The organism is Roseibium sp. LAB1, from assembly GCF_054658235.1.
Genome location: NZ_BAAGIB010000002.1, coordinates 1,272,244 through 1,296,330, shown reverse-complemented (window position 1 = coordinate 1,296,330; position 24,087 = coordinate 1,272,244). Strand labels below are relative to the sequence as shown.

At 60.6% G+C, this 24,087-nt stretch carries 22 protein-coding genes; 17 read left to right on the top strand and 5 right to left on the bottom strand.

Annotated features, from left to right (window positions below; genetic code table 11):
- Positions 1–55: 55 nt before the first annotated feature.
- Complete coding sequence (locus ACYQ54_RS15850) at positions 56–1,627, top strand: bifunctional AfsR/SARP family transcriptional regulator/alpha/beta hydrolase (RefSeq protein ID WP_460083900.1); 1,572 nt, start codon at positions 56–58, stop codon at positions 1,625–1,627.
- A 103-nt stretch (positions 1,628–1,730) separates the two neighbouring features.
- Here the strand turns inward: ACYQ54_RS15850 and ACYQ54_RS15845 are convergent, their stop codons facing one another.
- The gene (locus ACYQ54_RS15845) at positions 1,731–1,997 is read right to left on the bottom strand and encodes a BA14K family protein (protein ID WP_460083899.1); all 267 of its coding nucleotides are present in this window, start codon (positions 1,995–1,997) and stop codon (positions 1,731–1,733) included.
- Between the two features lie 167 nt (positions 1,998–2,164).
- The gene (locus ACYQ54_RS15840; protein WP_460083897.1) at positions 2,165–2,866 is read right to left on the bottom strand and encodes a Crp/Fnr family transcriptional regulator; all 702 of its coding nucleotides are present in this window, start codon (positions 2,864–2,866) and stop codon (positions 2,165–2,167) included.
- A gap of 145 nt (positions 2,867–3,011) precedes the next feature.
- Here ACYQ54_RS15840 and ACYQ54_RS15835 point away from each other — a divergent pair, with 145 nt between their 5' ends.
- The 5 genes from ACYQ54_RS15835 (at position 3,012) to ACYQ54_RS15815 (ending at position 8,949) form a co-directional block, all read left to right on the top strand.
- Entirely contained in the window at positions 3,012–3,509 is a 498-nt protein-coding gene (locus tag ACYQ54_RS15835) for a FecR domain-containing protein (protein WP_460083895.1), read from the top strand.
- Complete coding sequence (locus tag ACYQ54_RS15830; protein ID WP_460083893.1) at positions 3,506–5,377, top strand: CHASE2 domain-containing protein; 1,872 nt, start codon at positions 3,506–3,508, stop codon at positions 5,375–5,377. Before ACYQ54_RS15835 ends, ACYQ54_RS15830 begins: the two co-directional genes overlap by 4 nt.
- A 383-nt stretch (positions 5,378–5,760) precedes the next feature.
- Entirely contained in the window at positions 5,761–7,113 is a 1,353-nt protein-coding gene (locus tag ACYQ54_RS15825; protein WP_460083891.1) for an aspartate aminotransferase family protein, read from the top strand.
- On the top strand, positions 7,110–8,198 hold the full coding sequence (locus tag ACYQ54_RS15820) for an anhydro-N-acetylmuramic acid kinase (protein ID WP_460083889.1): 1,089 nt from the start codon (positions 7,110–7,112) through the stop codon (positions 8,196–8,198). Before ACYQ54_RS15825 ends, ACYQ54_RS15820 begins: the two co-directional genes overlap by 4 nt.
- Positions 8,199–8,331: 133 nt before the next feature.
- Entirely contained in the window at positions 8,332–8,949 is a 618-nt protein-coding gene (locus ACYQ54_RS15815; RefSeq protein WP_460083888.1) for a GntR family transcriptional regulator, read from the top strand.
- Here ACYQ54_RS15815 and ACYQ54_RS15810 read toward each other — a convergent pair whose 3' ends face one another.
- Together ACYQ54_RS15810 and ACYQ54_RS15805 are read right to left on the bottom strand one after the other, a co-directional pair.
- Complete coding sequence (locus tag ACYQ54_RS15810) at positions 8,950–9,354, bottom strand: MAPEG family protein (RefSeq protein WP_460083886.1); 405 nt, start codon at positions 9,352–9,354, stop codon at positions 8,950–8,952. It lies immediately after the preceding gene.
- An 83-nt stretch (positions 9,355–9,437) separates the two neighbouring features.
- A complete protein-coding gene (locus ACYQ54_RS15805; protein WP_460083884.1) occupies positions 9,438–10,832 on the bottom strand; it encodes an L-serine ammonia-lyase in 1,395 nt (464 codons plus the stop codon).
- 250 nt (positions 10,833–11,082) lie between these two features.
- On the opposite strand from ACYQ54_RS15805, the gene kynU reads away from it, so the two are divergent.
- A complete protein-coding gene (kynU, locus tag ACYQ54_RS15800) occupies positions 11,083–12,303 on the top strand; it encodes a kynureninase (RefSeq protein WP_460083882.1) in 1,221 nt (406 codons plus the stop codon).
- Here the strand turns inward: kynU and ACYQ54_RS15795 are convergent.
- Positions 12,296–14,374, bottom strand: a complete 2,079-nt coding sequence (locus tag ACYQ54_RS15795) for a putative bifunctional diguanylate cyclase/phosphodiesterase (RefSeq protein WP_460083880.1) — start codon at positions 14,372–14,374, stop codon at positions 12,296–12,298. The genes kynU and ACYQ54_RS15795 overlap by 8 nt on opposite strands.
- A gap of 428 nt (positions 14,375–14,802) precedes the next feature.
- Between ACYQ54_RS15795 and kynB the strand changes: the two genes are divergently transcribed.
- The 10 genes from kynB to hemP all read left to right on the top strand — a co-directional run bounded on the left by kynB (position 14,803) and on the right by hemP (position 24,058).
- The gene (gene kynB, locus ACYQ54_RS15790; RefSeq protein ID WP_460083879.1) at positions 14,803–15,465 is read left to right on the top strand and encodes an arylformamidase; all 663 of its coding nucleotides are present in this window, start codon (positions 14,803–14,805) and stop codon (positions 15,463–15,465) included.
- 37 nt (positions 15,466–15,502) lie between these two features.
- Positions 15,503–16,273: an ABC transporter ATP-binding protein gene (locus tag ACYQ54_RS15785; protein WP_460083878.1), complete on the top strand. Its 771-nt coding sequence runs from the start codon at positions 15,503–15,505 to the stop codon at positions 16,271–16,273.
- Positions 16,270–16,977 (top strand): ABC transporter ATP-binding protein, encoded by a 708-nt coding sequence (locus ACYQ54_RS15780; protein WP_460083876.1) that lies wholly within the window; start codon positions 16,270–16,272, stop codon positions 16,975–16,977. Before ACYQ54_RS15785 ends, ACYQ54_RS15780 begins: the two co-directional genes overlap by 4 nt.
- A 5-nt stretch (positions 16,978–16,982) precedes the next feature.
- The gene (locus ACYQ54_RS15775; RefSeq protein WP_460083874.1) at positions 16,983–17,855 is read left to right on the top strand and encodes a branched-chain amino acid ABC transporter permease; all 873 of its coding nucleotides are present in this window, start codon (positions 16,983–16,985) and stop codon (positions 17,853–17,855) included.
- A 15-nt stretch (positions 17,856–17,870) separates the two neighbouring features.
- Positions 17,871–18,857, top strand: coding sequence for a branched-chain amino acid ABC transporter permease (locus tag ACYQ54_RS15770; protein ID WP_460083872.1), 987 nt, complete (start codon positions 17,871–17,873; stop codon positions 18,855–18,857).
- Between the two features lie 93 nt (positions 18,858–18,950).
- Positions 18,951–20,156, top strand: coding sequence for an ABC transporter substrate-binding protein (locus tag ACYQ54_RS15765; protein ID WP_460083870.1), 1,206 nt, complete (start codon positions 18,951–18,953; stop codon positions 20,154–20,156).
- A 239-nt stretch (positions 20,157–20,395) separates the two neighbouring features.
- A complete protein-coding gene (locus ACYQ54_RS15760) occupies positions 20,396–21,574 on the top strand; it encodes a BaiN/RdsA family NAD(P)/FAD-dependent oxidoreductase (RefSeq protein WP_460083868.1) in 1,179 nt (392 codons plus the stop codon).
- Between the two features lie 209 nt (positions 21,575–21,783).
- On the top strand, positions 21,784–22,851 hold the full coding sequence (locus tag ACYQ54_RS15755) for a LacI family DNA-binding transcriptional regulator (protein ID WP_460083866.1): 1,068 nt from the start codon (positions 21,784–21,786) through the stop codon (positions 22,849–22,851).
- A gap of 101 nt (positions 22,852–22,952) precedes the next feature.
- Positions 22,953–23,417 (top strand): Rrf2 family transcriptional regulator, encoded by a 465-nt coding sequence (locus ACYQ54_RS15750; protein WP_460083864.1) that lies wholly within the window; start codon positions 22,953–22,955, stop codon positions 23,415–23,417.
- A gap of 425 nt (positions 23,418–23,842) precedes the next feature.
- A complete protein-coding gene (gene hemP, locus ACYQ54_RS15745; protein ID WP_460083862.1) occupies positions 23,843–24,058 on the top strand; it encodes a hemin uptake protein HemP in 216 nt (71 codons plus the stop codon).
- The last annotated feature ends 29 nt before the right edge of the window (positions 24,059–24,087 follow it).

Genomic DNA, 24,087 nt, shown 5'->3' with positions numbered 1-24,087 from the left:
CTTTAGATGCTACAAAGACGCGGAGTGTTTTTTCAATGTGAGTTCAGAGACATATATGTCCCAGACGCTGGAAATTTCGCTCCTCGGAGAACTGCGCGTCAGGGCGATGGGGCAGGAAATCGGTCTGCCGGCCTCCAGGAAGGCGCGGGCGCTTCTGGCTTTTCTGGTCGCGACCGGACGGCCCCATCGGCGCGAACGGTTGTGCGAATTGTTCTGGGATCTACCGGACGATCCGAAAGCGGCGCTGCGCTGGGCGCTGAGCAAGCTGCGCCGTGCGGTCGATACTCCCGACCGCTTGCGCATCATCGCCGATCGCGAACGCGTTCAATTCGATGCCGAGGGTATCGGCGTTGATATTCTCGATATTCATGCAAGGCTCCGCGATCAGGCCGGAATGCTGTCCGTCAACGAACTTGAAGATATGGCCACGCGGCTTGGCAACATGCTGCTGGACGGGCTCGACGGTGCCGGGGACGAGGCATTCGACGCCTGGCTGACGGCAGAGCGGGAAGACGTTCATCTGGCCCAGGTGGAAGTGTACCGGCGCCTGGCCATCCATTCGGAAGTTGGCCCGGCAGCACGCCGCAAATGGATGCGCCTGTGGCAGGAAGCCGACCCGGAGGGCGCAGAGACACACGGACAGAGATGGACCGGTGCCGAAGCCGCGGGCCCAGCGTCGCAACTCTCGTCCGCAGGCGCGCGCCCCTATGATGCCGCGCTTGCCGACACGAGTTCGGCAGAGCCGGAACACCGGGTTCGAAAGGCCCGCGCGCATGCGTTGAGAGCTCAGAATATCGGTTTCTGTGACGTGGCCGACGGTACCAAGATCGCCTATGCCAGCATCGGTTCCGGCCCGCCGGTCCTGAAAGCGGCAAACTGGTTGAATCACCTGGAATTCGACTGGTCGAGCCCGATCTGGGGCAGGAGTTTCGCCGAACTTTCGCGCGGTCGCACGTTCATCCGGTATGACGAGCGCGGGTGCGGCCTGTCCGACTGGGATGTCCAGGATCTCAGTTTTGAAGCCTTCGTTGAGGATCTGGAGGCAGTTGCCGACACACTCGGGCTGGAGCGGTTTCCGCTGGTGGGTATTTCGCAGGGTTGTGCCGTGTCGGTCGAATATGCGGTCCGCCATCCCGAACGCGTGTCCGGGCTGATCCTGATCAGCGGTTACGCCGCTGGCTGGCGGTATCTCGCATCGCCCGAGGAACAGGCGCGGCGCGAAGCGGTGATAAAGTTGACGGAGCTCGGCTGGGGTACGGACAATCCGGCCTACCGGCATATTTTCTCGCAAACCTTCATGCCGGATGCCAGCGCCGAAACCCTGAACTGGTTCGACGATTTCCAGCGACAGACAACTTCACCGAGAAACGCGGCACGGTTTCAGGATGCCTTCGGTCATATCGATGTCCGGCACCGGCTTGGGCAGGTGAAGGCGCCGACCATCGTGCTGCATTCCAGATATGATCAGCGCATTCCGCTGGAACTTGGCCAGGCCGTCGCCGCCGGCATTCCGGGCGCGCAATTCGTTGCACTGGAAAGCCGCAATCACATTCTGGTCGACCAGGAACCTGCCTGGCAGGTTTGCCTCGAGGCCATCCGCCGTTTCCTTGACGAACAGGGCATCTGAACCAGAGTGTGCTCACCCGTGGTTTCCGGCGGGCAGCGCCGAGTTGAAAGACAATGTCCTTGCTCCGCCTGTCCCGCCGGCAATGCCGTATTCCGGTTACCGGTCAGCGGCGAATGAAGGGCGAAGAACATTGCAGGCGCGAACCCTGGCCTGACTGGAACGTGTTGTCGGATACCCGATAGGAATTATAGCGGCCGAAGCACCAATCGATGTGCCGCGTCACGACCGCATCGCGTGCGCCGAAGGCCCACTGATGCTTATATCCGCTTCCGTGCTTGTTACCATAACCTCCGGCAATGGCTGCCGGCGCAAATGCCGTTGTTGCCAGAGCTGCGGCGGCAACGGCGGTGAAGATGGTTTTCCTGAACATCGGGATCTCCCTTTGGCTTGGTGATGGCGAAGCGGTGTTCGCCGGTACCCCTTACCTAGGAGAGATCTTCCGCCTGGACCTGTGACACGCGACACTGCCCCGACATGAAGCGTCGAAGGAACAGGGCGCGCATCAGGCTTGCGGATGAGCGTTCGTTCCCGCAAGGCTCATACGCTGTCAGCAACATCCTCCAGGCCTTCCCGGTTGCGGATAATGAGCCAGCCGTCCTTCAGGTCGATCAGATCTGCTTTCTGGAACTTGCGCAGGCACCGGTTCACGGTCTCTCGCGTATTGCCGATCATTTCGGCGATTTCCGACTGGGAAAGCGACAGCTTCGTCAGCGGTTTTTCCTCGGTGCCGGGAGCAGTCACGGTGATGCGGAGCAACAGGCGGGCCAGACGTTCCGGCAGACCAAGAAAGCCGATTTCCATCATGCGCTCGTCCGACCGTCGCACCCGCTGGCAAAGCAATTCGATCAGTCGGATGGAAAGAGCGGGGTCGCGATTGAGCACTTCAAGCAGAGACCGGCGCTCGAGAACAACCAGCTTGCAGTTGGTCAGAGCCCGCACGTTTGCAGACCGTTCGCCACCGTCAAGCAGGGCGATTTCACCGAAGACGTCACCCGGATGCAGTTCCGACAAGGTGACGTCGCGGGCGCTGGGTGTCGGCATGCTGACACGCACCGAACCTTCCGCAATCGCCATCATGCTTTGCCCCGGCGTTCCCATGTCGAAGATGACATCGCCTGTGGTGTAGCGCTTGATATGGGCGAATGCGGCAAGATCCTTGCGACTCTCCTCGTCCAGCGCTTGGAAAATAAAGCTCTGTCCCAGGAGCTTTTCCTTATTCAAACTCTCGTCTGCAGCCATATTCTCTCTTTCTCACGTGATGCGAGCACCAGTACAACGGTGGTTACAACGCTTGCCGTGTCATACCATGGTAGTATTTCACGGTGATGCCTTACTTAAAATTGACAAGCCTATTGGGATTGCAATGTCAACACGACGATTGAAAATGGCCGGAACCCTGATCTGGTTCATGTTCGCAGCTTCCGCCGCGGCCATGGCGCAGGATGTGAACGGCTGCGAGCGAACGGAAGTCCAGGATCCACCAAGGGTCGTCTATCAGTGCGCAAACGGCCTCGTGATTGAAGCCGAAGCTGCCGGTGCCTTCAATATCGACACCGCCGCCGGCACTCCTCGTCCGGAGGAAGTCGATGTCGACGCCGACGCGGTGCTGATCGAAGTCGAACCGGACAGCGGCCCCTTCCAGGTGCGGACACCCCACGCCATCGCCGCCGTGCGCGGCACGATCTACGCGGTCGATGTCGGGCCGGAGCGCACATCTGTCTTCGTGGTGCGCGGTCATGTGTCGGTCTCCCGACCGGACGGCTCCGACACGGTTCTGCTGGCGGCAGGTGAAGGCGCGGACGTTGCTCCCGGCCTTCCCTTCGCACCAGCAACGTGGTCGGCGGAAAGGGCTGCAGGGCTTTTGTCCCGTTTCGGTCAATGAAACTGAAGCTCTACGTCGGTCTCGTGATCCTTGCGATGCTGGGGGGCGTCTTGTGGGCGGGCTCCCTGGCGCTGAACCATGTCGCGGGACGGGCCAGCGTGCTGGACCGGCTGGAGACGGTGCTTCTGGATCTTCGCATCCAGATCAAGGGACCGCGCGAAGCGCCGCTGAACGTGGTGATCGTGGCCATCGACGATGCGACGGTTGCCACGGCCGGTCACTACCCGGTCGACCGTGCCTTGCTGACAAGGCTGGTCGAGCAGATCCGGGACGCCGGTGCCAAGGCGCTGGCCATCGACATCCTGCTCATGGGCAAATCGACTGAAGACGCCGACGCCAGACTTGCCGCGGCGCTTGCCTCGCTGCCCACAGTCATTGCGGCCGGTGGCCAGTTCCCGCTTGAAAAGGCGGTAACAGTGCTGGTGCCGGCCCCGGAAACCGAGTTGCGGCCACTTGAAGCCTTTGCCGAAGCGGCCAGTGTCGGGCTTGTCAATGTGGCGACCGATGCCGGCGGCACACCGCGCCACATCCCCTTGATTTTCAAGACCGAAGAGGGACTTGCACCATCCTTCGGCATGCAGGCCATCACCAGGTTTCTGGGCACCGCCCCTTCCGTGACGGCGGAAGGTATCCGAATCGAAAGCCGTGTGCAGCCGCTGGATCTGCGATGGCAACAGCCATTGAACTACTACGGCAAGAGCGGCAGCGTCACGACAATCAGCGCGCAAACGCTTCTCAATGGTGAAGCGTCAGCCAAGGCTGCTCTTGACGGACGTCTGGTTCTTCTGGGTGTCACGGCAACGGGTGTTGGCGACCGGTTCTCCACGCCGTTCGATCCGATCCTGCCCGGGGTGGAAGTCCTGTCGACGGGAATAGCCAATCTGCTCGACGGCTCGGTGCTTCTGCGTGACAGCCGTATCCGCGGTTTCGATGCTCTTGCGGCGGCCTCCATCACGCTGCTCGGCATGGTCGCCATCGTGTTTCTGCCACTGGCCAGCGCAACCATCGTCTATTTGCTGCTCCTCCTGGGCTGGCTGACTGTTGTTGTCATTTGTTTCAACCAGGCTATCTGGTTCAACGCCGCTCTGCCGATTGCGGCAAGCGTCCCACCTGTCGTGGCACTGGCGGTGCTGCGAGAGGGCTTCGAGTGGTTTCGGGTGCGCCGGCTGGTGGCGGCCCGCGAGGCACTAAGCCGGTTCCAGGCACCGGATTTGGCCCGTCGCATTGCCGACGATCCCGGTTTCCTGCTGGTCCCGCGCGAGCAGCCGGTTGCCATCCTGTTCATCGATCTGTCCGGCTATACCGCCCTTTCGGAAAAACTGGGCCCCTCGCGCACCCGGGATGTTCTGAAGGCCTTTCATACGCTGGTCGTCAACGAGGCCGCGCGCAACAAGGGCCTTGTGCTGGACTTCATGGGCGATGGCGCCATGATCGGTTTTGGAATTCCGGACGCCGCGCCGCGGGATGCGGCGGATGCCTGCCGCTGCGCCTTCGACCTTGTTGGCGCGGTCCGGGACTGGATCCTGGCCTCCGGCCTCAACGCCGATATTCGCGACGTGCGTCTTGGCGGCCACTTCGGTCCGGTGGTGCTGTCGCGCCTCGGCCATGAAAACCAGCAACAGATCGCCGCGACCGGCGATTGCGTCAACGTGGCCAGCAGGTTGATGGAGGTCGGCAAGGCGCGTGGTGCATCGATCGTCCTGTCCACTGCCCTGATGGCTGCCGCCCGGTCGTCCGGGGTGGTCTTGGACGAGCCGCCGCGCATGGAAGCCGTGGTAATCAGGGGCCGCGTGCAGGAACTGGAGGTCGCATTGTGGACGGCGGACGAAGCCATTCCGAAACAGCACGAGGCGTCTGTAGCGGACTGAACCTTGCGATCCGCGATTGCAGGCTTGGTCAAAAGCGCACGGGCGGAAGCTTTCTGCCTCCGCCCGTTTGGTCCACCTGCCATCAGCTCGAGGGTTGCTTCGGCAGGCGGTGTGCCCGTTTCTGCGGACAGGAAGACCATAGCCGGACGAGACCTTGAAGGCCTGTGACGTCTCTCACAGGACAATCAGCATTATGCAGAGGCCTTCGCCCTGGGTGGTCCGGACAGTCTGCCACTGTTTCTTGCCTTGCCTCAGGGCAAAAATCGTCCCAGTCAGTCTCTTCAATTTTGCCAGGGTATGTCCTACCGTGTGCGGCACCGCGCAGGAACATTTGAGTCGCCTGCGGCAAGATCTTTCCAACCGCATTCGAGACGAGACCCTTCATGGCACAGCTGCCGAATTCCCTTGAAGCCCGTGACACGGCATTTCAGCTCCATTCCTATGCCGACGCCCGCCGTCAGGAAGAGACAGGCGCATTGGTGATAGAGAAGGGCGAAGGCATCTACGTCGAGGATATCAACGGCAAGCGCTACATCGAAGGCATGGCTGGTCTCTGGAGCGTTGCCGTCGGCTTTGGCGAAAAGCGCCTGGTCGAGGCAGCTGCCCGGCAGATGGAGAAGCTGCCCTACTACCACACCTTCACCTACAAGACCCACGGGCCCTCCATCGAACTGGCGGAAAAGCTGGTCGAGATGGCACCCGTGCCGATGTCGAAGGCCTATTTCACCAACTCCGGTTCCGAAGCCAACGACACGGCGATCAAGCTGATCTGGTACCGGTCGAACGCCCTTGGGCAGCCGGAACGCAAGAAGATCATCTCGCGCGTGCGCGGCTATCATGGCGTGACGGTCGCTTCGGCCAGTCTAACGGGCCTGCCCAACAACCATCGTTCCTTCGACCTGCCACTGCCGCAGATCCTGCACACCACCTGTCCGCATTACCGCACCATGAAAAAGGACGGTGAGAGCGAGGCCGATTTCGCAAAGCGCTGTGCCCAGGATCTGGAAGACCTAATCCTCGCCGAAGGCCCTGAAACGATTGCCGCCTTCTTCGCCGAGCCTGTGATGGGGGCGGGCGGTGTGGTCGTGCCGCCGGACGGATACTGGGAAGCGGTCCAGCCGATCCTCAAGAAATATGAAATTCTCTTCGTCGCCGATGAGGTGATCTGCGGCTTTGGCCGGACCGGCAACATGTTCGGCACCGAAACCTACAATCTTCAGCCGGACATGATGACGCTCTCAAAGGCTTTGTCGTCATCCTATCAGCCAATTTCCGCGTTGCTGATCAATGACACCGTCTATCAGCCGATAGCCGACGAAAGCCACAAGATCGGCGTTCTCGGCCATGGCTATACAGGCAGCGGACATCCGGTGGCAGCCGCCGTTGCGCTGGAGAACCTGAAGATCATCGAGGAACGCGATCTGGTCGGCCATGTCAAAGCCATTGCGCCAATCTTCCAGAAACGACTTGCCGGTCTTGCGGAAAACCCGCTGGTGATCGAGACTCGCGGCATCGGGCTGATCGGTGCGGCGGAACTCAAGCATGAGGCCCTCGCGGCAACACCCGGTGCGCTCGGCGCAAAAACCAATGCGGTGTTCCATGACAAGGGGCTGATATCGCGCAACATGCTGGATGCCATGGCTTTCTGTCCCCCGCTGATCATTACCGAAACACAGGTGAACGAACTCTTCGACATCGCAGAAGCCGGGCTCAAGGCAGTTCAGGAAAGCCTGTGAGTGGCATCTACTCCATCCTGGGCACCATATCCGGCACCTCCGCCGACGGCATCGATCTGGCCTGGATCGAAACCGACGGGCGGACGGTTGCCCGGTTTGGGCCGGCGGAAACCGCAAGCTATCGGCCCGAGACCAAGCGACGGGTGCTGGACGCTGCTGCGCGCAAGGGCACCGGGCGGGAAAGCTGGCCGGAGATAACCGCCGCCGTCACGCGCGACCATGCCGAAGCGATCCTGGCCTTTCTGGCAAGGCATGACCTGTCGCCCGACGCTGTGGTGTTTCACGGCCAGACCGTATGGCACGACCCGGGCAAGGGTGAAACGGTTCAACTGGGTGATCCGCAGACCCTGGCAACGGATCTGAACGTGCCGGTGATCGGCGATGTGCGTCTGGCCGATATGGCGGACGGAGGACAGGGGGCACCGCTGGTGCCCGTCTATCACCAGGCGCTTGCCAAGACGCTGGTTGGCGAAGACCTTGAGCCACTCTGTTTCCTCAATGTCGGAGGGGTTTCCAACCTTACCTATATTGAAGGCGACCGGCTGCTCGCCTTCGACATCGGCCCGGGCAACGCGTTTCTGGACGACTGGATCCGCAACCATGGCGCGGGCGAGTATGACGCCGGCGGTGAGATTTCGGCCAGGGGAAAAATCGACGAAGAGCGCTTGCGCTCTGCAATGGCCCATCCGTTTCTGGCCGAGCCGGGCCCGAAGTCACTCGACCGCTACAGTTTTTCCGGTGCGTTTGCCGAAGGCCTCAGTCTTGAAGACGGTGCCGCAACGCTGCTTGCCTTCACCGCCGAAGCGATCGCCAGTTCGGAGAAACTCTTGCCGCGGGTTCCCGGGCTTTGGCTGGTCTGCGGTGGTGGCCGGCACAATCCGGTTCTGATGAAGGCCCTCTCGGACCGTCTTGCGGGACAGATTGTTTCGGCGGACGATTACGGGATTGACGGCGATGCCCTGGAAGCCCAGGCAATGGCGTTTCTGGGCGCGCGTCTGAAGGCTGGCCTGCCGACCACATTTCCGGGTACCACCGGTGTCAGCCAGCCGGTCGTCGGCGGCAAACTGTATACGCCCGGCAATTGAACGGGCGGAAACAGTTCAAGTTCTTGGCGACCGGGGAACCGCTGGTCTTGCCGAGGGCAGTGCTTCGAACGGTGGAACGACCCAAGAGCTGCAATTGCTTGCGCGAACACCTGCTTGCGGCTAACCAGACATCATGAACGGATCTGAAATCTACCATCGGCTGATCGGCCTCATCGAAGAGCGGGTCTTGAAACCCGGCGACCGCTTGCGTGAGGCGGATCTGGCGGAGGAATTCGGCGTCTCCAGAACGCCGATCCGGGAAGGCTTGAAACGGCTGGAGGCCCAGGGTCTCGCAGTCCATGAACCCAACCGGGGCATGGTCGTGCCGACACTGGATCATGGCCAGATCAACGAAGTCTATTTCATGCGGGAAGTGCTGGAGGGAACGGCAGCCGGCCTTGCCGCCAAGCATGCGTCCAAGCCGGAAGTGGAGATCCTGCAGGATCTTGTCACCGCTGACCGTAAGCGCATCGCGGACAAGGACAGCCTGGTGCGCTCCAACCGTGAGTTTCACCGCCGTCTGTGCCTGGCCTCGCACAACCGCTATCTGGTCGACCAGATCGACCACCTGCGCCTGTCACTCATCCTGATGGCGGGCACCACCCTGGACACGCCGGAGCGGCGCGAAACGGCAGTCGAAGAACATGCTGCCATCGTTGATGCGATTTCCAGGGGGGACTGCGCTGCTGCAGAAGCCGCGGCCAGGCTTCACATTGCCCATGCGCACAAGACGCGGCTGCAGCAGATCTGATCAGCCGGTCAGGACCTGGCCGGCCGATTGCAGCAACAGCGTCAACGCTGCGACGACAAGGACAGTGAAGGTCAAGGTCATGCCCGCAACCCTGAACTTCAGCGGCTCCGGTTCCTGGCTGACACTGTAGGCGTGCAGAGCCCTGCCGATGAAAAAGGCGGCCCCAAGGGCCCATAGTAGCCAGGTTGCAGCTCCGGTCAGCTCCAGGAGCAGCATCAACATCAGCCCCAGCGGCACGTATTCGGAAAAGTTGCCGTGCGCGCGCATGCGCCTTTGCAGCCCGCCATGACCGCCGTCACCCAGGCCAATGCGCTCGCTCTTGCGAACACCGATCACCCGGACGCTCAGAAAGATGTAAAGCAAGGTCATCAGGCCGGCGAACAGCGGAGTGACGAAAATCGGCATGTTGGCCTCATGAAGGAGAGACCCGGCGGCGAGGGTTTCTGCCGCCGGATTTGGTCAGTTTACGTCGGTCAGGAGCGGGCGGATCAGCACTCGACGATATTGACGGCCAGGCCGCCTTTCGACGTTTCCTTGTACTGCTCCATCATGTCCATGCCGGTCTGACGCATGGTCTCGATGCAGCCGTCCAGAGGCACGAAGTGCGAGCCGTCGCCGCGAAGCGCCAGAGAGGCTGCCGTGACCGCCTTTACCGCGCCAAGTGCGTTTCGTTCGATGCAGGGGACCTGCACCAGACCCGCGATCGGATCGCAGGTCATGCCGAGATGGTGTTCGAGCGCGATCTCCGCAGCATTTTCAATTTGCTCGTTCGTGCCGCCAAGCGCCGCGCAAAGACCGGCAGCCGCCATGGCAGAGGCCGAGCCGACTTCCCCCTGGCAGCCGACTTCGGCTCCGGAAATCGAGGCATTTGCCTTGATGATGCCGCCGACCGCGGCAGCCGTCAGCAGGAAGGTCCGGATACCGGACTGATCTGCGCCGGGGCAGTGGTCGAGATAGTAGCGTGTCACGGCCGGAATGACACCGGCAGCGCCGTTTGTCGGCGCCGTCACGACGCGTCCCCCGGCCGCGTTCTCCTCGTTGACGGCCATGGCGTAGACGCCCAGCCAGTCAACGACGTTATGCTCGAAGGGCGGGTTCGTGCGGCCTTCGCGGATGAGCTTCTGGTAGATGTCGGCAGCGCGCCGCTTCACCTTCAGGCCGCCCGGCAGAATGCCGGTCTGGGAAATACCGCGGTTGATGCAGGAATCCATGGCTGACCACAGCCGGTCGATGCCCTCTTCCACTTCCTCTTGTGGCTTGTCGCTGCATTCGTTGCGCAGTTTCATTTCGGCAATGGAAAGCTCGGCTTCCCGGCCCATCTCCAGCATCTGTTTCGCCGAGGCAAAGGGAAACGGCACATCCTGCTTGGCAAGCTCGTTCACCGGCTCGTTGTTGGTCTTGCGCAGTTCGGACTCGCTGACCACGAACCCGCCACCGATGGAATAATAGACAAAGCTGTCGATGACGGAACCGGCGGCATCCAGCAGGTGGAACGTCATGCCGTTGGCATGCAGCGCCAAAGGCGGGCCATAATCGAAGATGACATCCCGCGACGGTTCGAAATGCAGTTCGGGCAGGCCGTCGATGACGAGCGTCTTGCTCTGCTCCAGGTCCGCCAGCATCGGTTCGACCTTGTCCGGATCGATGGAGTCGGGCCGCGCTCCCAGAAGGCCGAGGCAGACGGCCTTGTCCGTGGCGTGGCCCTTGCCGGTAAAGGCGAGCGAACCATGCAAGGTCACGGTCAGGCGCGTCGCGCGGCTTTCCGCCCCCGCCAGGCCTCGCACCCTGTCAAGGTAGCGGTGGACGGCAACCATGGGACCGACCGTGTGAGAGCTGGACGGCCCGATGCCGATTTTAAAAATGTCGAAGACGCTGATGAACATCTCTTGAACCGCACTTGAACAGATGCACCGGCCCAGCCGGTGCTTTGACGTCACGCTAACAGATAGCGCCCGAGCGTCCTCCATTCAAACGGGCATTTTTGTGTTATTTGCGACATGTCGCCGAAACAGGCGTTTTCCCGTGCAGCTTTCAACCGGATCAAACGGTTCGCGGAATCAGTTGTTTGCGAAATGACCCTTTGATAGCGTGCGACTTCCTTTCAAATGCAACTATCCGACACAAGAGCTTCTCATGACCTCGCAGCACCCGGCCGACATGGCAGATGTTCTGGCTTCCAAAAAGCAAGCGTTTCAGATCCCGGACGGGGTCATCTACCTGGATGGCAATTCTCTGGGTGTGCTGCCGAAACACGTGCCTGCCCGTATTGCACAGGTCATCACCGAAGAGTGGGGTAACAGCCTGATCAGGGCCTGGAACACCCACAGCTGGATCGACCTTCCAGCCCGCACGGGGGACCGTATCGGCAAGCTGATTGGCGCACCGGCGGGAACGGTCGTGGCCTGCGACAGCACCTCGGTCAATGTGTTCAAGGTGCTGTCCGCAGCTTTGGCGCTGCGCCCGGACCGCAGGGTGATCCTGTCCGACAACGGCAATTTCCCGACCGACCTTTATGTCGCCTCGGGGCTGACCCAGTTGCTCGACAAGGGGTTCGAACTGAAGGTCGTCGACCCCGAAGCGGTCAAGGATGCCATCGGTGAGGACGTTGCGGTGGTGATGCTCACCCAGGTCGATTATCGCACCGGCCGGGTCCATGACATGGCCGACATCACCCGTACGGCTCATGATGCCGGCGCGCTGGCGATTTGGGATCTTGCCCACTCGGCAGGTGCGATCCCGGTTGACCTCAGCGGCGCCGGTGCGGATTTCGCCGTCGGCTGTGGCTACAAATACCTGAACGGTGGCCCGGGAGCGCCGGCGTTCCTCTATGTTGCCCCCGAACATCAGGACAAGGTGACGTCGCCGATGACCGGCTGGATGGGGCATGAAGCACCGTTCGCCTTCGATCTCGACTACCGTCCCGTTGCCGGCATCAACCGGATGACGGTCGGCACCCCGGCCATTCTCGCGCTTTCAAGCCTTCATTCGGCCCTCGACGTGTTCGAAGACGTCGACATGGCGGATATCCGCCGAAAGTCCGTGTCGCTCAGTGAATTGTTCATCGCCGAAGTCGAGGAAAAATGTCCGCAGCTGACACTTGCCAGTCCGCGCGACCCGGAGGCCCGCGGCAGTCAGGTGTCGTTCCGCTTTGCGGAAGGCTACGCCGTCATGCAGGCCTTGATCAGTCGCGGTGTGATCGGCGATTTCCGGGCGCCGGACGTCATGCGTTTCGGTTTCACGCCGCTTTACCTGTCACATCAGGACATTGTCGACGCGGTCGAGATTCTGAAGGACATTCTGGAGACGGAAAGCTGGAACCGGCCGGAGTTCAAGACCCGCGCGAAGGTTACATAGCCGCGGCGCGGATCTGGGCCTGAAGCATGTCGACGAACTGTTCTTCAGGCACCGGCTTGGAATAGAGGAACCCCTGAAAGCGGTTGCAGCCGTTTTCCGACAGCCAGGCTCGCTGTTCGACGGTTTCCACGCCTTCGGCAACGACCGTGGCATCAAGTGCGGTGGCCAGCGACAGGATCAGCTTGACGATGGCTCCGCCGCTGGCAATGTCGTCCATGAACATCCGGTCGATCTTGATACCGTCGATCGGATAATTGTGCAGATAGGCCAGGTTCGAGTATCCGGTGCCGAAATCGTCGATGACGATCCGGTAGCCGGCTGCCTTCAGCTTCATCAGGGAATCATAGGCATGCGGAATGTCGCCGAGCAGAACGCTCTCGGTGATTTCCAGCGAGATCTCGTTCGCGTTGCAGCCCGTCTCTTTCGGCAGGTTCTGCATGCGGGAGACAAACATGGGGTCCGAAAGCTGCTTGGGCGAGACATTCATCGATAGCGGAACGGACACATTCAGCAGTTTGAGCCCCGACTGCATGTAGGCGACGTTTCGGCTGACCCATGTACCGAGTTCATTGATGAGCCCCGTTTCCTCGGCAACCGGTACGAAATCGTCCGGGCTGATCAGGCCCTTCTCCGGGTGCTGCCAGCGCAACAAGGCTTCGGCACCGACAACCCGCTGGGATCGCGTGCAGGCAATCGGCTGGTAATAAAGAAGGAATTCGTTCTCGCGGATTGCCCGTTCGAGGTCCTTTTTCAAGGACATGTGCTTGTCCCGGAGCTTCCGCATGAACTCCTTGTAGCGGACGCATTTGTTCTTTCGCTCGGACTTGGCCTGGTAAAGCGCAAGGTCAGCATGACGCATGAGCTGGTCGATGTCGGTCCCGTCGGTCGGATAATGGGCGTAGCCGATGCTCAGCCCGACATGACGCGGTTTTCCGTCGATCAGTTGCGGACTGGCGAAGGCCTGCAGAAGCGCCTGCCCGAACCAGTCCGGCCGGGGGCTTTCTGGCGAGGACAGGTGGCAGATCAGAAATTCGTCACCGCCAAGACGCGCGACGATATCGTTGTTGCCCGCCAATTCCTTCAGCTTGGAGGCGACCAGTTGCAGCAGGTGGTCGCCTGCAGCATGGCCGAGCGTATCGTTGACCATCTTGAAGTCGTCGAGATCCACAAGATACAGCGTTGCAATCAGGTTGTTGTCCTTCGCCGTCTGCTTCACATGCGACAGACGCTCTTTCAGATAGGTCCGGTTCGACAGGCCGGTCAGCGCGTCGTGGCTGGCAAGATACTGTGCCCGTTCCTTGGTCTGGTGAAGCTCGGTGACGTCGATCTCGCTCAGCAGAAAGGCCGGCTTTCCGGTTACCGCATCGTGGCACCGGCGGATGGTGATTTCGTGCCAGCGCAGGCCGTCGCTTGTCCGCACTTCCGCCACGAACTTGGTCGTGGCCTTGGCGGTCAGGACGCCCATCACGTTCTTGGCGAGAACCTGGTCGAGAAAATGATCCCACAAGGTGCACTCGAGATCGGTGCAGGCAGCCCTGGCGGCCGTGTTGCGGTAAAGCGGGTGCCCGTCTTCCGAGAACAGCGAAATCATCACCGTGGTGTGCATCAGCGCTTCGGCGCTTCTGAGCGTTTCCGGCTGTTGTTCGTGATGCGGACGGCCTTCGCAAAGGAGAGCCATGCGGCCGTCATTCAGCCGGAGGCCGCTCATGATCACCTGCAGAACCTCTGCTTTGCCCTTGGGATAAAGCGTCCAGATTTCTGAAAAGATCACGTCGTGCTTGGTAAAGTCCTGCTGGTACTGTCGCAGACGCTGTTCCACAGAATGGGACATGTCCGTGCTCATGTCGCGCGCGCGCAACTCTTCCAGCGATTCGGCATCGGTAATTTCGAGAGCCTTGCGATTGGCCCACAGAATGCGCTTTTCGTCGAAATCGAAAATCCAGATACCGGTGTCGAGACGGTCGTAAATCGAAAAGATCAGATCCTGATCCACCTTGCCGTCGGCGATAGTAAAAGGCAGGGATGCTTTCCTTTTTTCGGTCGCCTGTTGCGTCTCGGAAAGGTCGGACATGTGTGACAGGGTCGTTCTCCAGGATGAACGCAAGCTGATTCAAATGTTGTGACGGGCGAGGCCGCCTGTTCGTGTCCGGCAACGCGAATTCGTGACTCTGCAGAAGTGTATGGAACGTGAAGATATCATTCAATTTAAAATCGGGAAAACCGCTGACAAACTTAACGAGATCTGGCGATACTATTGGTTCCGGTATTTGGATTATTGGCGTTCGATAAAAGTTGCATAAAACACCGGGGATTTCTTGCGTGACGCCTGGCAGGCCCGAATTGAAGCTTCTGATGCAGAGAAAGTCGGCTTGCCACCGGATTTAATGGTAGGTGCCGACCGTTCGCAGTTGTGCTTGCACAGCTTTACAACACCTGAGGGCCATGATTGTTTCCAATGGTCTGAAACGCGGCAAATGCCCGCCAGCAGGATGTTTCAAGATGACGGATCTGTTCGACATCACACCGCCGGTGCGGCCGGGAATTGCAGTCTATCCTGGCGATGCGCCCTATACGACATCCTGGACGGCGACGATTTCGGATGACTGTCCGGTAAATGTGGGTGAATTTTCCATGTCGAGCCATTGCGGCGCCCACGCCGACGCCCCGCTGCACTACGATCCGAACGGTCTTTCGATCGACCAGCTTGATCTGCACGACTTCGTCGGCCCGGCGCGGCTGGTCGATGCGCGCGGGTCCGGTCCGCTTTGCCTGCCGGAAGAGCTGGCGCCTTTCCTCGTTGACTGCCCGCCGCGCATGCTTGTCCGGCTTGCCGGCGAGAGGGACGTGACGGTCTGGCCGGCGGGCTACAGGGCACTGGCACCGGAAACGATGACCTTGCTGGCGGACGCAGGCGTCAAACTGATTGGGGTCGATGTCCCCTCCGTTGACCCGGATCCTTCCGAAACCTTGCCCAGTCACGGGATCGCCCGTTCCCGCGACATGCTGATTCTGGAAAATCTTGCTCTTTCTGCGGTGGAACCCGGTGATTATGAGTTGATTGCGCTGCCAATGAAGTTAGAAGGGCTGGACGCCGCGCCGGTTCGGGCCATTTTGCGCCCGCTCCGCCAATCCCGGGAAACGGGAACGCGCGGCCGCGAATAAGAAAAAGACTGACCGTTGGGAGCGGCAAGGAGCGTGAATGCTGGAGCTTGATCAGCTCATTATGGATTTCAGCGGATTCCGGGCGGTGAATTGCTGCTCGTTCCGTGTCGAGGAAGGCAGTATCACCGGACTGATCGGCCCGAACGGGGCTGGCAAGACAACGCTTTTCAACCTGATCGCAGGGGCGTTGCAGCCAACAAGCGGGCGGATCCGGTTTCTGGGTGAGGATGTCACCAGCCTGGCCAGCCATGAGCTGTTTCACAAGGGGCTGGTGCGGACCTTCCAGATCCCGCACGAATTTCACAAGCTGACAGTGCTGGAAAACCTGATGATGGTGCCGCCGTCACAGCCGGGTGAAAGCCTGTTGTCCAACTGGATTGCCTGGGGCCGGGTGAAGGCTGCCGAAGCCGAGGTCGAGAAAAAGGCCTACGAAACCCTGGCGTTTCTTGAGCTGACCCACGTGGCGCATGAGCCGGCCGGCAATCTATCCGGTGGCCAGAAGAAGCTTCTGGAGCTGGGGCGCACCATGATGACTGACGCCAAGCTCGTGCTGCTGGACGAGCCGGCGGCAGGCGTCAATCGCACACTTCTGCGCAAGCTCGAAACCAAGATCGAGATCCTGAACAAGGAACGCGGCTACACGTTCATCCTGATCGAACACGACATGGAAATGATCGAGAAGCTCTGCGACCCCGTCGTCTGCATGGCCGAGGGCCGGGTGCTAATCCAGGGGGCATTCCAGACCGTGCGTTCCAACCCACAGGTTCTGGAAGCCTATCTGGGCGAGACCACGGGAGATGCCGCATGACAGCGCTTCTTTCCATGGACGGCATCACCGGGGGCTACGGTGAAGCCGACATTCTCCAGGATGTCTCCATGCATGTGGATCCGGACGAGATCGTCGTGATTGTCGGCCCGAACGGGGCCGGCAAGTCCACCGCCATGAAATCTGTTTTCGGCCTTTTGACCATCCGCGGTGGCCGTATGCTGTTCGACGGGGACGACATCACCAGCTGGGCCCCCAATCGCATCGTCCAGCGCGGCATCTGCTATGTGCCGCAGGTCGACAACATCTTCCGGGAAATGTCGATCCACGAGAACCTGGAGATGGGCGGTTTCCTGAAGAAGGGAGATCTCAGCGCAGCCTACGACAGGGTCTACACCCTGTTTCCGGATCTGAAGGAACGCCGCAAGACGCTTGCCGGTTCCCTTTCAGGCGGACAGCGCCAGATGGTGGCAATGGGCCGGGCCCTGATGCTCGACCCCAAGCTTCTGCTTCTTGACGAACCGACCGCCGGCCTGTCGCCCAGGTACATGGAACAGATCTTCCAGATCTGCCGGGATGTGCGCAGCACGGGGGTTGCGATCCTCCTGGTGGAACAGCACGCCAAGCAGGCCCTTGCCTTTGCCGACCGGGGTTATGTTCTGGCCGCCGGCAAGAACCGTCATGAAGGCCGCGGTGCCGACCTTCTGGCCGACCGTGAAGTCGCCGAAATGTTCCTGGGGGGCTGAGCGGTATGGAATTCCTGGAACTTGTCAATTTCTACGTCATTCCGGGCATCGTGCTCGGGTCGATCTATGCGCTCGGCGCGGTCGGCATCACGCTGATCTTCGCCATCCTGCGCTATGCCCATCTGGCTCATGGCGATCTGGCAACGCTTGGTGCCTTCATTGCGCTGGCCGCGGTCACCGGCCTCGGCATTTCGCCGCTGGTCGCGCTGCCGATCGCCATCATCGCCACAGCCGCCGTCGCTGTCGGCATCGACAAGGTGTTCTACGAACATCTGCGTGAACGGCCGAAGATCGTCACCGTGATGGCCTCTCTGGGTATCGCCCTGATGATCCGCGCCGTGGTGCAGGTGGTCTGGGGTGTCGACACCGAAACCTATTCGCGCGGCATCGTTCGCCCGGAGAACTATTTTGCTCTGCGCATTCGCGACCGCGAGATCCTGACGGTCATCGCCATGATCGCGCTTGTCGGCGGCCTGCAGCTTTTCCTGACGCGCTCCAAATGGGGCAAGGCCATGCGCGCCATGTCGGACAATCCCAATCTGGCGCTGCTGTCGGGCATCGATAACAAGAAGGTCGTGATGCTGACCTGGGTGATTGCCGGCGGTCTTTGTGCCGCCTCCGGCGTCTTCCTCGGGCTCAACACGGAACTGAAATCGCTGATGGGCTGGCAGATGCTGCTGCCGATGTTTGCCGCCGCCATTCTGGGCGGGGTCGGGCGGATCGAGGGAGCCGTGCTCGGCGGGCTCATCGTCGGCATTGCCGAAGAGCTGTCGGTGCTGGTGATCCCCAGCGAATACAAGGCCGCGATGGCCTTCGCCATCCTGTTGTTCATGCTGCTTGTGCGCCCGACCGGGCTGCTCAAGGGCAAAGTGCTTTAAGGGGAGGGGGAGAAAATGGAATATCTCGGTCTTCTCAACTACGCCCTCTTCATGGCGATCTTTATCGGCATCTATGCGCTGCTGGCGCTGGGGCTCAACATCCAGTGGGGCTTTGCCGGTCTCTTCAACGCCGGCATTGCCGGGTTCTTCGCCGTCGGCGCCTATACTTCGGCGGTTCTCACGACTGAGGCTGCCGATGGCCGCATCGGTGGCTTCGATCTGCCGTTTTTCGTCGGCTGGATCGGAGCCATGGTCGCCGCCGCGCTGGTGGCATGGCCCATCGGCAAGATCTGTCTGCGGTTCCGCTCCGACTATCTGGCGATTGCCTCCATCGGTATTGCGGAAATCATCCGTCTGGTTGTCAAGTCCGAAGCGGTGCTGACCAATGGCGCCCGCGGCATATCCGGCATCCCGCGCCCGGCAACCGAGTTTCCTTCCCTGGCGCAGGAAACTGCTTATCTGGCCTCCCAGGCAGCCTATCTTGCCATTGTGGTCGTGGTGCTGGTTGCGGCCTATATTCTGGTGGAACGCCAGTTCAACGCACCCTGGGGCCGCATGATGCGCGCCATCCGCGACAATGAAGGCGCGGCCAAGGCCATGGGCAAGGACGTCGAGTTCCGCCGTCTTCAGGCCTTCATCTTCGGCTCGGCGCTGATGGGCCTGGGCGGAGCGCTGTTCGCGCATTTCAACCGTTCGATCACCCCGGAAGCCATCGATCCGATGGTCGCGACCTTCCTGGTCTGGATCATGCTGATCCTTGGTGGCTCCGGCAACAATCGAGGCGCCATTCTGGGCGCGGCGGTGGTGTGGATCATCTGGTCCATGTCGGAAATCGCGACGGACCGTCTACCGACGGAATATGCGATCCAGGCCAAATACATTCGACTGTTCCTGATCGGTCTGATGCTGCAGCTGGTGCTGCGCTTCCGGCCGGAAGGCCTGCTGCCGGAACCGCTGAGAGGCGACCGGCGCCCAACAAGATCCGGTGCGGATCACACTTAGATCCGTTCCTCAGGCTAGCTTGCCGGTTTCGGGAAGCGGAGCCTTGAAAATCCAAAGTCCCGGCGAAGACCGGAATATTGAGGAGGTACTTTGATGAAAACCAAGATTCTTGCGCTCGCTGCTGGTCTGATGACCGCAACCGCGCTGGCTTCCGTGCCGGCAAAGGCCGATGTCAAGATCGGCTTGCTCGGCGGCATCTCCGGCCCGATCGCAGCCATGGCCCCGGCCATGATCGATGCCGCTCAGCTGGCCTTTCAGCAGGTCAACGAGCAAGGTGGTATCGGCGAAGGTGAAAAGCTGGTCGGCGTTGTCGGCGACAGTGCCTGTAACCCGCAGAACGGCACCGACGCTGCAACCAAGGCCGTCAACATCGAAGGCGTCATCGGCGTCGTCGGTCCGCATTGTTCGGGCGCGGTTCTGGCCGCTGCCGGTTCGGTCACCATTCCGGCCGGCATCACCATGATCACCCCGTCCGGCACCTCGCCGGAAATCTCCACGCTCGACGACAAGGGCACCGTGTTCCGCACCGTGCCGTCTGACGACTATCAGGGGCGTGCACTGGCACGTACCCTGAAGCAGCAGGGCTACGAGAAAGTTGCCGTCGCTTACCTCAACAACGACTACGGCACCGGTCTTGCCAATGCGTTCAAGGCGGAATTCGTCGATGAACTTGGCGGTGAAGTCACGCAGTTCGCAGCCCATGAGGAAGGCAAGGCCTCCTATCGTTCGAACCTCGCAGAACTCGCCAAAGGCGGAGCGGATACGCTGGTGATCTTCGACTACGGCGACGGCACCGGCCTGACCATTCTGCGTCAGGCTCTCGAAAACGGCTTCTTCGACAAGTTCGTCGGCGGCGACGGCATGAAATCCGAAGCAGTGATCAACGAACTGGGCGCGGAAAACCTCGCCACCTTCGTGTCGTCCTCTCCGGTTGGCGAACAGTCCGAATCCCTCGACATCTTCAACGAAGCCTTCAAGGGCATCGGCGGCGATCCGGATGCAATCTTTGCCACCACGTCCTATGACGCGGCGTTCCTGCTGGCACTGGCTGTCGAAAAAGCCGGCGGCAAGAAGGAAGACGTTGCAGCGGCCATGGTCGAAGTCTCCAACGGCGAAGGCGAAACGATCCGTCCGGGCGAGTGGAAGAAGGCCAAGGAGCTGATCGCAGCAGGTAAGGCCATCGATTACAAGGGCGCCGCAGGCGACCATAACTTCGACGCCAAGGGCGACGTCCCGGGCACCTATGCCCTGTGGGAAGTCGGTGCGAATGGCTTCGAAGTCCTGACCGAAATGAAATAAGCGACTTCGCAAGAAGCGTTTGAACGAAACCGGCGGTTCGAAAGGGCCGCCGGTTTTTTTGTGTGAGGGCAACCGTTAATTCTCGTCGGGCGTCATCCCATGGCAGGACCATGGGATCCATGCCGTTTCGAATTGGCTTGGAAGCTGAAAAGACCCAAGGCTGCAAACAGGCAAGATTTGGAAGGCGTCACAACGATCCACCCTTACCCCCGTCCATAATTCCCGCTATACACCCCGCCATGCGTGATCTGGATGTTCTTGTGCTTGGGGGCGGTGCCGCCGGTCTGATGTGTGCGATTGAGGCGGCGAAGCGCGGGCGCAAGGTGCTCGTGGTTGACCATGCCAGGAAACCTGCGGAGAAGATCCGCATATCCGGCGGGGGACGCTGCAACTTTACGAACATCCATTGTTCGCCGGCTAATTTTCTGTCGCAAAACCCGAGGTTCTGTGTCTCGGCGCTCAAGCGCTACACCCAGCAGGATTTCCTGAAACTGGTCGAAAAGCATCGTATTTCCTGGCACGAGAAAACACTTGGGCAGCTCTTTTGCGACGACAGCGCCAGGGACATCATCCGCATGCTGCTGGCTGAGCTCGAAGCCGCTGGTGGGCAGTTGCAACTGGAGACGGAGATCAAGGCCGTTGAGAAGCCGGATGACAGGTTTTCGGTGTCGACGTCCAAGGGGCCGCTGCGGGCTGTTTCTGTCGTGGTGGCAACGGGTGGGCCCTCCATCCCGAAGATGGGGGCGAGCGGCTTCGGTTACGATCTGGCAAAGCAGTTCGCGCTGGACGTGATCGCTCCCCGCGCAGCGCTGGTGCCGCTGACCTTTTCCGATACCAACAAGGAACTGTGCGGCCGGCTTGCCGGTGTCTCGGTGGATGCGGTTGTCTCGTTCCAGAAGACGTCCTTTCGCGAAGGCCTGCTCTTCACCCACCGCGGTCTGTCTGGCCCCTCGGTTCTGCAGATTTCGTCCTACTGGCAGGAGGGCAAGCCGATTTCGGTGAACCTGTCGCCCGAGGCCGACGTCTTCGAAGCCTTGCGGCGTGCCCGGCAGGACAATGCGAAGCAGGATCTGAAGACCGCGCTGGGGGGCTTGTTGCCCAACCGGCTGGCCGATGAGCTGTCGCAGGCCTTTTCCCTGAAAGGCCGCCTTGCCGACCAGTCGGACAAGGTGCTGCGCCGGGCGGCCGAACAGCTGAACCGCTGGCAACTGACACCGGTCGGCACCGAAGGCTACCGCACGGCGGAAGTCACAATCGGCGGGGTCGATACGAAGGAATTGTCGTCCAAGACCATGGAGAGCACGAAGGTGCCCGGGCTCTATTTCATTGGCGAGGTGGTCGACGTCACCGGTCATCTCGGTGGCTTCAATTTCCAGTGGGCCTGGTCTTCCGGTCACGCTGCCGGACAGGTGGTCTGACGGCTGCATTCATCAATTCGTGGACGTGTTTGCGCGGCGCAGCATTTTTTGATGATCGCCCCTCAAAGGTGGTTATAGTGGTTCGAAAGAGAGCCTGGCTCCAGGCCACTCTGCTGCCCCTGCCTTGGCCACTCGCGTCCTGAGGAAAGGGGCAGTGCCTGGGTAACAGATGATGGCTGGCGGCTGATAGCTGACGTCCGGGGGGATGAATGAAGCGCGTAACGATCCACGATGTGGCCGAAACGGCTGGTGTCAGCCTGGCGACGGTTGACCGTGTGCTGAACGGGCGGCCGGGTGTCCGAAAGGTCACCATCGAGAAGGTCAAGAAAGCGGTCGATGCGCTGAACTACAAGCCGGATGTCTTTGCCGCCGGCCTTGCCAAAAAGCGGGTCTACCGGCTGCATTTCCTCATTCCGAACGGCCCCAACGCCTTCATGGAAGACCTGACACGCGAAGCGTTGTCGCATGCTGAAACCATGAGCGGTGACCGCATGCACGTGCATGTGGAACCCATCGACGCATTCGACGGTCACCGGGTTGCGGGCACGCTGGCAATCCTCGATCGCTCTCGCTGTGACGGCGTCGCGGTGGTCGCGCCCGCCTTTCCCGAGGTTCAGGCTGCCATCGACCGGCTGCAGGACCGGGGTGTGCCGGTGGTGACGCTGGTCTCCGATCACCCTTCATCCACCCGCCAGCATTTTGTCGGTATCGACAATGTGGCCGCAGGGAGCACTGCCGGGCGGTTGCTCGGGCGTTTCCTGCCCAGGGCTCCGGCAAAGATCGGCATCATCGCCGGTTCTCTCGGCTTGCGTGACCATGCTGAGCGGTACCAGGGCTGCCGGGATGTGATCGAACGAGACTACCCGCATCTGGAGCTGCTGAAGGTGCGTGAGGGCCGGGACGACAATGCCCGCAACGCGGATCTGATGAGGAAACTGCTGATTGAACATCCCGACCTCGCCGGGCTCTACAACATTGGCGCGGGCAACCGAGGCACAATTGCGGCCCTGAAAGATAGCGGACGCGCCCGGGACATCGTTTTCGTCGGTCACGAACTGACGCCCTACACGCGTGAAGCGCTGCAGGACGAGGTGCTTGATGCCGTGATTGCCCAGGATCCCGGTCATGAGATCCGCAGCGCAATCCGTGTTCTGAAGGCGCTCTGCGATGGGGTTCCGATCATCGAGGGGCAGGAGCGGATCGGCATCGACGTGTTCCTGAAGGACAATTTGCCCGAGAGTCCGAAGCCTTCGGAAGCCGTCGAACAGCCTGCCTGAGCCCGTCAAAGGAGCGACTTTCCGGCGATCCTGCCAAAAAGTCGCCTCTCACATTCAAATTTTGAATTGACCTTTCAGATCGCGCACCTCATATCTATGGCATGCGTTTGACACAACAGACAAACTATGCCGTACGCGCGCTGATGTATTGCGCCGTCAACCCGGACAAACCGAGCAAGGTCGCAGATATTGCGGCGAGCTTTGACATGTCTGAGACCCACCTGTTCAAGATCATGAAAGTCCTGGTCGATGCCAATCTGATCAAGACCATTCGTGGCCGCAACGGTGGGGTTATGCTGGCGCGACCGGCGGAAAATATTTCGGTTGGCGAAGTTGTGCGCGCCGCCGAGGAAAGCTTCCTGCTTGCAGAGTGCTTCGACAGTGGCCGCAAGGATTGCCCGCTCATCATGTCCTGCGGCTTCAACGGCCTGCTGCATGAAGCGCTGGAAGCGTTCATGGAGGTTCTGGACGGCAAGTCGATTGCCGACCTGTCGGAAGACCGCTTCGGCATGCGCGATCTGCTGAAGATCGACGTTACCAAGACCCCGATCGCGGCCAACGCGTAAGCCATTTCCGGCATATCAAAGTTTCGAAGGCGCCACCAAACGGTCGGCGCTTTTTTGTTTTGGCCGTCTCGATCATTTTTAGAGTTGTCGGGAAAAGGTCTGGCACGGCACGCGACCCGCGCGAACGGCTGGGAAGAAAAGGCCGGGCTGGCTTGCCGCTGAGGGAGAGGAGAGGGCGGTTGGCTGGCCTGGCATTTGTCACCTCCGGTTTCCCGGAGGCCCTGTCTAATCCGAAACCAGAGGACGCGATTTCCGGTTCCGTTTCGATCAGGCATTGCCTTGATAGAAAAACTTGAGTATGAGTGTCAAGTATAAAGTTGAGTTAGAAACTCACCTTTTGATTTCGATGTCCCACCGCTCCTCCAACAGGCTGATTTTTGAACAGTTTCAGGAGCAATACAAAGGCCAAGGACCGATTGCGCGCCATGACACCGACCGCCAACAGCCAGAAGCACCGCCTCTCCCTGGGTTCAAGCAGCCGCGCCTCGCGCGCCTTTGCGGCAACGCCGCCGCGCGAGTCGAAATCGGAACTCGACACCCGTGACCTTTTCAGCGGTCAGCGCCAGATCCAGATCCGCCACAACGACGAAACCTACCGTCTGTCGATCACCAAACAGGGCAAGCTGATTCTGACGAAGTGAGAATACGTGCCTGACATCCCAGCAAATGC

What these genes read in the sequence shown, in the direction of transcription:
- ACYQ54_RS15850 (WP_460083900.1), top strand. Translation starts at nt 56, where the DNA reads ATGTCCCAGACGCTGGAAATTTCGCTCCTCGGAGAACTGCGCGTCAGG.
- ACYQ54_RS15845 (WP_460083899.1), bottom strand. Translation starts at nt 1,997, where the DNA reads ATGTTCAGGAAAACCATCTTCACCGCCGTTGCCGCCGCAGCTCTGGCA.
- ACYQ54_RS15840 (WP_460083897.1), bottom strand. Translation starts at nt 2,866, where the DNA reads ATGGCTGCAGACGAGAGTTTGAATAAGGAAAAGCTCCTGGGACAGAGC.
- ACYQ54_RS15835 (WP_460083895.1), top strand. Translation starts at nt 3,012, where the DNA reads ATGGCCGGAACCCTGATCTGGTTCATGTTCGCAGCTTCCGCCGCGGCC.
- ACYQ54_RS15830 (WP_460083893.1), top strand. Translation starts at nt 3,506, where the DNA reads ATGAAACTGAAGCTCTACGTCGGTCTCGTGATCCTTGCGATGCTGGGG.
- ACYQ54_RS15825 (WP_460083891.1), top strand. Translation starts at nt 5,761, where the DNA reads ATGGCACAGCTGCCGAATTCCCTTGAAGCCCGTGACACGGCATTTCAG.
- ACYQ54_RS15815 (WP_460083888.1), top strand. Translation starts at nt 8,332, where the DNA reads ATGAACGGATCTGAAATCTACCATCGGCTGATCGGCCTCATCGAAGAG.
- ACYQ54_RS15810 (WP_460083886.1), bottom strand. Translation starts at nt 9,354, where the DNA reads ATGCCGATTTTCGTCACTCCGCTGTTCGCCGGCCTGATGACCTTGCTT.
- ACYQ54_RS15805 (WP_460083884.1), bottom strand. Translation starts at nt 10,832, where the DNA reads ATGTTCATCAGCGTCTTCGACATTTTTAAAATCGGCATCGGGCCGTCC.
- kynU (WP_460083882.1), top strand. Translation starts at nt 11,083, where the DNA reads ATGACCTCGCAGCACCCGGCCGACATGGCAGATGTTCTGGCTTCCAAA.
- ACYQ54_RS15795 (WP_460083880.1), bottom strand. Translation starts at nt 14,374, where the DNA reads ATGTCCGACCTTTCCGAGACGCAACAGGCGACCGAAAAAAGGAAAGCA.
- kynB (WP_460083879.1), top strand. Translation starts at nt 14,803, where the DNA reads ATGACGGATCTGTTCGACATCACACCGCCGGTGCGGCCGGGAATTGCA.
- ACYQ54_RS15785 (WP_460083878.1), top strand. Translation starts at nt 15,503, where the DNA reads ATGCTGGAGCTTGATCAGCTCATTATGGATTTCAGCGGATTCCGGGCG.
- ACYQ54_RS15780 (WP_460083876.1), top strand. Translation starts at nt 16,270, where the DNA reads ATGACAGCGCTTCTTTCCATGGACGGCATCACCGGGGGCTACGGTGAA.
- ACYQ54_RS15775 (WP_460083874.1), top strand. Translation starts at nt 16,983, where the DNA reads ATGGAATTCCTGGAACTTGTCAATTTCTACGTCATTCCGGGCATCGTG.
- ACYQ54_RS15770 (WP_460083872.1), top strand. Translation starts at nt 17,871, where the DNA reads ATGGAATATCTCGGTCTTCTCAACTACGCCCTCTTCATGGCGATCTTT.
- ACYQ54_RS15765 (WP_460083870.1), top strand. Translation starts at nt 18,951, where the DNA reads ATGAAAACCAAGATTCTTGCGCTCGCTGCTGGTCTGATGACCGCAACC.
- ACYQ54_RS15760 (WP_460083868.1), top strand. Translation starts at nt 20,396, where the DNA reads ATGCGTGATCTGGATGTTCTTGTGCTTGGGGGCGGTGCCGCCGGTCTG.
- ACYQ54_RS15755 (WP_460083866.1), top strand. Translation starts at nt 21,784, where the DNA reads ATGAAGCGCGTAACGATCCACGATGTGGCCGAAACGGCTGGTGTCAGC.
- ACYQ54_RS15750 (WP_460083864.1), top strand. Translation starts at nt 22,953, where the DNA reads ATGCGTTTGACACAACAGACAAACTATGCCGTACGCGCGCTGATGTAT.
- hemP (WP_460083862.1), top strand. Translation starts at nt 23,843, where the DNA reads ATGACACCGACCGCCAACAGCCAGAAGCACCGCCTCTCCCTGGGTTCA.